The sequence below is a fragment of the Pseudomonas sp. genome, from assembly GCF_050739655.1.
In the GTDB taxonomy this organism is placed as follows: Bacteria; Pseudomonadota; Gammaproteobacteria; order Pseudomonadales; family Pseudomonadaceae; genus Aquipseudomonas.
In genome coordinates, this window is sequence record NZ_JBOIBY010000608.1 from 1 (window position 1) to 5960 (window position 5960).

The 5960-nt window shown below is 57.3% G+C and carries 9 protein-coding genes; 5 read left to right on the forward strand and 4 right to left on the reverse strand.

Annotated features, from left to right (window positions below; all coding sequences use genetic code 11):
* Window positions 1–47: 47 nt before the first annotated feature.
* From ACRESJ_RS29145 to ACRESJ_RS29160, 4 genes are all read left to right on the forward strand, one after another.
* Window positions 48–383 carry a hypothetical protein gene (locus ACRESJ_RS29145; protein WP_431760968.1) on the forward strand — a complete coding sequence of 112 codons (336 nt, stop codon included), beginning with the start codon at window positions 48–50 and terminating at the stop codon, window positions 381–383.
* Window positions 380–745 (forward strand): phage tail protein, encoded by a 366-nt coding sequence (locus ACRESJ_RS29150; protein ID WP_431760969.1) that lies wholly within the window; start codon window positions 380–382, stop codon window positions 743–745. Before ACRESJ_RS29145 ends, ACRESJ_RS29150 begins: the two co-directional genes overlap by 4 nt.
* A gap of 62 nt (window positions 746–807) precedes the next feature.
* Entirely contained in the window at window positions 808–1233 is a 426-nt protein-coding gene (locus tag ACRESJ_RS29155) for a cell wall hydrolase (protein ID WP_431760970.1), read from the forward strand.
* On the forward strand, window positions 1230–1604 hold the full coding sequence (locus tag ACRESJ_RS29160; RefSeq protein ID WP_431760971.1) for a DUF6527 family protein: 375 nt from the start codon (window positions 1230–1232) through the stop codon (window positions 1602–1604). The genes ACRESJ_RS29155 and ACRESJ_RS29160 overlap by 4 nt, the downstream gene beginning before the upstream one ends.
* A 326-nt stretch (window positions 1605–1930) precedes the next feature.
* Here ACRESJ_RS29160 and ACRESJ_RS29165 read toward each other — a convergent pair whose 3' ends face one another.
* Entirely contained in the window at window positions 1931–2200 is a 270-nt protein-coding gene (locus tag ACRESJ_RS29165; protein ID WP_431760972.1) for a hypothetical protein, read from the reverse strand.
* A gap of 277 nt (window positions 2201–2477) precedes the next feature.
* On the opposite strand from ACRESJ_RS29165, the gene ACRESJ_RS29170 reads away from it, so the two are divergent.
* Window positions 2478–2702 carry a hypothetical protein gene (locus ACRESJ_RS29170; RefSeq protein WP_431760973.1) on the forward strand — a complete coding sequence of 75 codons (225 nt, stop codon included), beginning with the start codon at window positions 2478–2480 and terminating at the stop codon, window positions 2700–2702.
* Window positions 2703–2882: 180 nt separating this feature from the next.
* Here ACRESJ_RS29170 and ACRESJ_RS29175 read toward each other — a convergent pair whose 3' ends face one another.
* The 3 genes from ACRESJ_RS29175 to ACRESJ_RS29185 form a co-directional block, all read right to left on the reverse strand.
* Window positions 2883–3092, reverse strand: coding sequence for a hypothetical protein (locus tag ACRESJ_RS29175; RefSeq protein ID WP_431760974.1), 210 nt, complete (start codon window positions 3090–3092; stop codon window positions 2883–2885).
* Window positions 3093–3283: 191 nt separating this feature from the next.
* Window positions 3284–4459 carry a tyrosine-type recombinase/integrase gene (locus tag ACRESJ_RS29180; RefSeq protein WP_431760975.1) on the reverse strand — a complete coding sequence of 392 codons (1176 nt, stop codon included), beginning with the start codon at window positions 4457–4459 and terminating at the stop codon, window positions 3284–3286.
* Window positions 4460–4718: 259 nt separating this feature from the next.
* Window positions 4719–5798 carry a patatin-like phospholipase family protein gene (locus ACRESJ_RS29185; RefSeq protein ID WP_431760976.1) on the reverse strand — a complete coding sequence of 360 codons (1080 nt, stop codon included), beginning with the start codon at window positions 5796–5798 and terminating at the stop codon, window positions 4719–4721.
* Between the last annotated feature and the right edge of the window lie 162 nt (window positions 5799–5960).

Genomic DNA, 5960 nt, shown 5'->3' on the forward strand with positions numbered 1-5960 from the left:
TCTGCTGTTCCGACCACTGATTACGTCATTCACGGGAGATGGTTTTAATGAGAATTGAGCTTCGGCCTCAGCGCCGTGACGATGCTATAGAGGTCATTAAGGTGGGTAGCGTTCTTACCGTGAATGGTGAGGTTTTCGATTTTTCGCAGATGGGCGAGGGTGACACTTTGCCCAACTCGGCGATCCACTCCGAATGGTTCGCTGGGGATGTGGAGAAAGTCGATGGTGAATTGAAGATCATTCTTCTCCTGCCAAACCCATGGAATTACAGCCCCGAGCAGGCTTTTCCTGTCCCGCTGGAAAACGTTCCGGATGGCCCGGTAGTTTTCCCTGCTCCCCTGCCGGAGCCATCAACAGAAGCAACAGCGGAGGACGCTGAATGAATATCGACTGGTCGCAACTCATTACTAAGGCCATGAAGGACGCCGCCGCGGAGGCCGCACAGCTGGCTGCAGCGAAAGCTGAGTTATCTGCCAGGAATGCCAAGGCGCTGGCGCAAATCGCACGAATTCAGGATCGGATCGACACGCTTGGCTATGGCATTGATGCGGGCGAGGCGACTGAAGAGGATGAGGCAGAGCAGGCCGCGCTGATCATCAATCTGAAAGCCTGGAAAGCCTACAAGTTCGCACTGGGCAAAGTCACCGTGCAGCCTACCTGGTACGCCGCGCCAGTGTGGCCGGTTGAGCCGGCGGTGCCTGTTATCGTGGCCGATCCCCAATCATTGGCTGGCGGCCTGATCTAGATCGACCACGCAGCACAACGCACCCGCCATTGAGCGGGTATTTTTTTGCCTGGAGAAAAGTGATGCCAATCACCGAGAAAGACCGCGACATCCTTGCCCGTACGCTGTGGGGCGAGGCCCGCGGCGAATCCCTGGCCGGCCAGCTCGCAGTGGCCTGGACCATCCGCAACCGTGCGAACGACGGCAAGGCCCAGTCGTGGTGGGGCGAGGGCTATGCCGGCGTATGCCAAAAGCCCTACCAGTTCAGCTGCTGGAACAGAAACGACCCGAACTTCGCCTACCTGAGTGGCGCGAAACAGATCCCGTTCCGCGAACTCGCGCAAGCGCGGATCGCCGCTGACCAGGTGATCGACGGCAAAGTGCCTGATCCTACTGGCGGCGCCACGCATTACTACGCGACCACAATGCCGAAGCCACCGGTCTGGGCGAAAGGCGCCAAGCAGACGCTGAAACTTGGCGGTCATGTCTTTTTCAAGGATGTGCCATGAGCGAAATTAAAACTCTTGGTCGCTGCCTCGGCCAGGGCGTCGATGGATCGATCTGGTTCTTCTGCCCAGGTTGCGATGGTCCTCATAGCATTAAGGTCAACTCCCCCAATACGCCCGGTCCGAACTGGGGCTACAACGGAAATCCTGACTCGCCTACGTTCACGCCTTCTGTGCTGGTTACTGGTGTTCAGCACCTGACGGAAGACGAGCACGCGACGCTGATGGCAGGCGGGCATGTTGAGCCACGGCCTTTGAGCTGTCATTCGTTCGTCACTGACGGCTGCATCCAGTACCTAGGCGATTGCACTCACACTTTGAAAGGCCAAACAGTGGGTCTTCCTGATTGGGATGAGGCATGGAAAAAATGGTAAGCCAATAGCAAAATGCCGTCTCACATTATTAAGGGGACAGTATGTTCAGCTTGTTTGGACGCGTAATGAAGAATGAAAGAGCCGTGAAGGCAATCTTTGATCATTACAAGAATTTTGCAGTAGCCGCCGTAATCGTCGCGATTGGAGTACGTGTCTATGGCAGAGAGCAGAGTGGATTCCTTTGGTGGGGACCATATGCCAGCGGGGTATCACTGGTAGTCGTTGGGGTATTCTTGCTGGTGCTCAATGAGCGACATGGGATGCACCTGCTTAACGAGGCTAAGCTACCTACCCTACAACACATACTGATTTTGTTGGTATACGGGCTAAGCACGGTTGTATTGGCTGGTGAACTGATCGTATCTAATTTCTCCGGTGGCTCGTAGCCAGTAAGAAAGCGCCAAATCCAGCGCCGTTGCCTCTTGCAAAACTCGCTCGTAACGAGCGCTGAAAAGTACAACCGAAATCCCGCCATTGAGCGGTTTTTTTGCCTGGAGAAAAGTGATGTCTGTAAATGTCACGCCATTCGCGAGCGAGGCCCTGAAATGCAAAGCCCCGAAGGTTCGCGGCTTCGGGGCTTCTATTTTCGCCTGCATCCCTTAATGCCTGGCGAACGTGGCAGCGAGAATATCAGCGTTAAATCGGCGGTTCACTACTGCGATAGGTGGATTGTGTTCGTTCGGCAGGACGCCGGAGGTGAGATTTGCAGCGGGGAATTCTTCCCCAATACGCAACCGTTTGGACCAACGTTTATTGAGTTTGGGCGAATTTATTTTAAGCGTGTGTCATTTGGCCTATTGCGTTCAAAATTTTGCCAACTAGTTCACCAATGCTAGGGTCGCTGAGAGTCTTCCGACAGCAACGGGTGTTCATATGAAAAGCATCAGCGCTAAATGCGGCCATGTAAAACGCAAGCTCAATCAGAATGAGCCTCTCGAAGGAGAGCTTCTGGAGTTTGCTCTCAGCTTAATCGGAGACTCAGACCATGAGCTCCTGATTGGAATTGCTGAAAAGTTGAAGAGGGGCGATAAACTCGACGACTACGAGCACCACACCATGGTTGATGTGATTCTTTTGCATGCAAGATTGGGTGCGTAGCAATTCTCGCATGGGATTGGTTTCGGTCGGCAGGACGCCGGGGAAGGAGAGTTGCACTCGTACCACTTTTTGTACCAACTGATGTTCCCTTGAGGGCCTTTCCGGGGTCTCAAACAGCGCTGAAACCCCTTGTCTAGCGCCTTTTGAATACGCCAGCTAATCCGCACTGCGCGTCCCTGGCTACTCCGGACTCATCATCACTGCGAGCGTCATCTTGATGAATTCCTCGTTGCGGTCGATTGCGACCATGGCGCCACGTACGTTCTCGGCGACCTCGGCTCCTCCGTGTTTCTCGACCCATTCTGACAATTCCATGATCGCCGCCTCGAGGGCGAGTTGGTTCTCGTTGATCTTGAACAGTAGGGAGGGGAGCAGGTCTGAATTTGGCATAGGATTTCCTTGGTTTTGGAAATCAGGTTAGCAGGGGAGTTTGATGTCGGCAGGACGCCGAAGAAGGCGTGCGTGACTTTTGCGTGACTTTCTCACGCACTTGTCAGCTCTTATAGGCAGTCGGTTGCAGCGAGCGCCAATGATTACGGCCAATACAGAGGGTCTTGCAAGGGTACTGCGTGCATGGGGTGCTAGGGGTTGGGGGTAACGAGGTCGGCCCATTCCTGCATCATCTCCCGGCGATGCACCAGGTAGGTGGCGTGGTTGTAGACGTCACGAATAACGCTGCTGTCAGCGTGAGCGAGTTGGCGCTCGATCCAATCTCGGTTATATCCACGACCGTTCATCTCGGTGGAGAACAAGTGCCTGAAGCCGTGAGGCGATTGTTTGCCGGTGAGCCCGCAGGAATCCATAACGTTGTTCGCGTAATTGGTCCCGATCGGCGCCGTCTGGATGTTGCGGTTCCGGAACACGTAGCGCTGTCCGCCCGTGATTGCCAGCATGCTTTGCAGCAGCTCGATCGCCTGGCGCGACAGCGGGACCGAATGGTCCCTGCGCATCTTCATCTTGGCGGCCGGTGTCGTCCAGGTCGCGCCATCGAGGTCGATTTCCGACCATTCAGCGTGGCGCACTTCGCCAGGGCGCGAAGCGGTGTAGATCATCAACATAAGCGCCGTCTTCAGTTGATGGCCTGCCGCGCAGTCACGGATCGCTGCCATGGTGGTCGGCATCTCGCTGAAGGGCAGGAACGGATGGGGCTTGTGTTGCCCCATCTTCTCGGTCACAGCATGCATCTCGGCTGTTGGGTTCGCCTCAATCAGTCCGGTAGCAATCGCATAGCTGAAAACCTGGCTCATGCGCTGGCGCACCTTCACAGCAGTGGCTACCGATCCACGCTTCTCAACGCGTCGAATCAAGCCGATGACGTCGACCCGCTTGATCGCGTCAATTTGCCGGTCGCCAAAGGCTGGCAACACATCCAGCTCCATGGCATTGCTGATCACCCTGTAGGTGCCAGGCGAAATACTTCCCTTCCTGAAAGCTAGCCATTCGTCATACACCCGGCGAAAGGTGCGGCCCCCGGCCTCGATCATCTCGGCCTTCCTCTCCCGTCTCGAGTTGCGCGGATCAACTCCGTTCGCAACGTCCTCTCGCGCCTCGTCTCTGCGCGCGCGCGCTTCCTTCAGACCCGTTTCAGGGTAAGTCCCGAATGAGATTCGAACTTGTTTTGCAAGCCAGGTGAATCGAAAGTGCCAGCTCTTGATGCCGCTTGCCGCCACATATAGCGACAAGCCGAGGGCATCGGGAAGGGTGTAGGCCTTTTCCTTTGGCTTTGCCTGCTTGGCGGCGGTATCCGTGAGTGCCACTAGTACATCCTCTCGATGGTCGTTTTTCAATGTACTGGATGATGTACTAACCTAGCGCAACTGGGAAGGTATCGCGTGGTACGCGGCGATACTCGAAAGGCGCTGAAATCGGTGGTTTAAAGGGGGTTTTGATACGGGGAGGTTTTTGGCGGGAGGCTACCGTGGAATCTTTGAAGATTTCCACAGTGGTTTCAGCTCTGTTCAGGTGGCGTTCGCCGCAGCGATTCGGGCAGGCGGCGAGTTTAACAGCTTGTCCTGACTAAAGGGTCAGCAGGCGTTCACCAAGGCGACCGTTGGCGGCCAGTTCGAGGAACTCGTCGCCCAGGCGGCGGCTTTCGTCCATGGTTGTGCGCCAGTATTTCTGCCGGCTCGGGGCGTCGCCCATGAAGCGTTTGAAGTCATTACGGTCGGGCAATTTTCCGTAGGGCAGGCGCGCGAGGTATTCCTTCGACGGCGCCAGCAACAACACATTTTGCAAGCGCGTCGGGCAGGCGCGACGCCACGGCAGGGTTTTGTCGAACCAGCCGGGAATCACCCGGTCGGTGAAATGTGGGTAGAGCACGATGTCATCGCCGCTGTAGGGCAGGTCGAGGTGATAGTCCAGCAGACCACCGTCGCGGAACGTGCCGGCGCCGGCACCCGGCAGGTCGCGCACGCCTTCCATTACCATCGGGATAGAACCGGAGGCGAGCAGGGCCTGGCGCAGGTTATCGGTATCGAGTGCGACGAAGCGTGACGGGAAGTCGTTCAACGCATTGACCGGCGGCGCCAGGCGCGGGTCGTGGATGATCAGTCGCTCGAAATGTCGCGACAACCGGGCGCGGCCGCGCAGGTTGTCAGCGATCACCGACGACAGGCCCAGACCCAGGCGGCCGCGATGATCATCGGCGAGCAGGCCGTGGCTTTTGACCACCATGATGTTCAATCGGTAATGGGCGTTGTTCAGCAGAGCGGCATCGCGACCGTCGAGCAAGTCATCGAGCATGCGCCGCGAGCTCTGGCTGATCTGCGCCATGGTCACGCCTTTGGCGAAGTTCTGCTCGGTGTAAAGGTGGCCGAGACGGCGGATGCCTTCGGCGGCGTCTGGCAGGCAGGCGCTGGCGAAGCGCCAGGAACCGACGGAAGCACCGATCAGCGAACGCTCCCGTGGGGCCGATGGCAGCCAGTCACCGAACAACGCCAGATCCAGCCCCTGGATGCCCAGTGCTTTCGGACCACCCGCCGCGCCCGGCAGCGTGCCGACGTCGGCGGCGTTCAAGCCGTTTGCACGAATGCGCGCCATTGCACGCGGCCCGGCCTTGATCGTCAGGGAGGGGAACTTGATGTGGATGGCGGTCATACCGGTCTCAATGTCTGGCAAGCGGGCGGATTATAAACCTGTGTCACGACGCTGTGGCTCGAACGGTGCGGATCGTTCCCACGCTCTGCGTGGGAATGCCTCAACGGACGCTCCGCGTTCGGCTCTTGATTGGGACGCAGAGCGTCCCGGGCTGCATTCCCA

Coding starts and splice junctions, on each gene's coding strand:
- ACRESJ_RS29145 (WP_431760968.1), top strand. CDS start 48: ATGAGAATTGAGCTTCGGCCTCAGCGCCGTGACGATGCTATAGAGGTC.
- ACRESJ_RS29150 (WP_431760969.1), top strand. CDS start 380: ATGAATATCGACTGGTCGCAACTCATTACTAAGGCCATGAAGGACGCC.
- ACRESJ_RS29155 (WP_431760970.1), top strand. CDS start 808: ATGCCAATCACCGAGAAAGACCGCGACATCCTTGCCCGTACGCTGTGG.
- ACRESJ_RS29160 (WP_431760971.1), top strand. CDS start 1,230: ATGAGCGAAATTAAAACTCTTGGTCGCTGCCTCGGCCAGGGCGTCGAT.
- ACRESJ_RS29165 (WP_431760972.1), bottom strand. CDS start 2,200: ATGCAGGCGAAAATAGAAGCCCCGAAGCCGCGAACCTTCGGGGCTTTG.
- ACRESJ_RS29170 (WP_431760973.1), top strand. CDS start 2,478: ATGAAAAGCATCAGCGCTAAATGCGGCCATGTAAAACGCAAGCTCAAT.
- ACRESJ_RS29175 (WP_431760974.1), bottom strand. CDS start 3,092: ATGCCAAATTCAGACCTGCTCCCCTCCCTACTGTTCAAGATCAACGAG.
- ACRESJ_RS29185 (WP_431760976.1), bottom strand. CDS start 5,798: ATGACCGCCATCCACATCAAGTTCCCCTCCCTGACGATCAAGGCCGGG.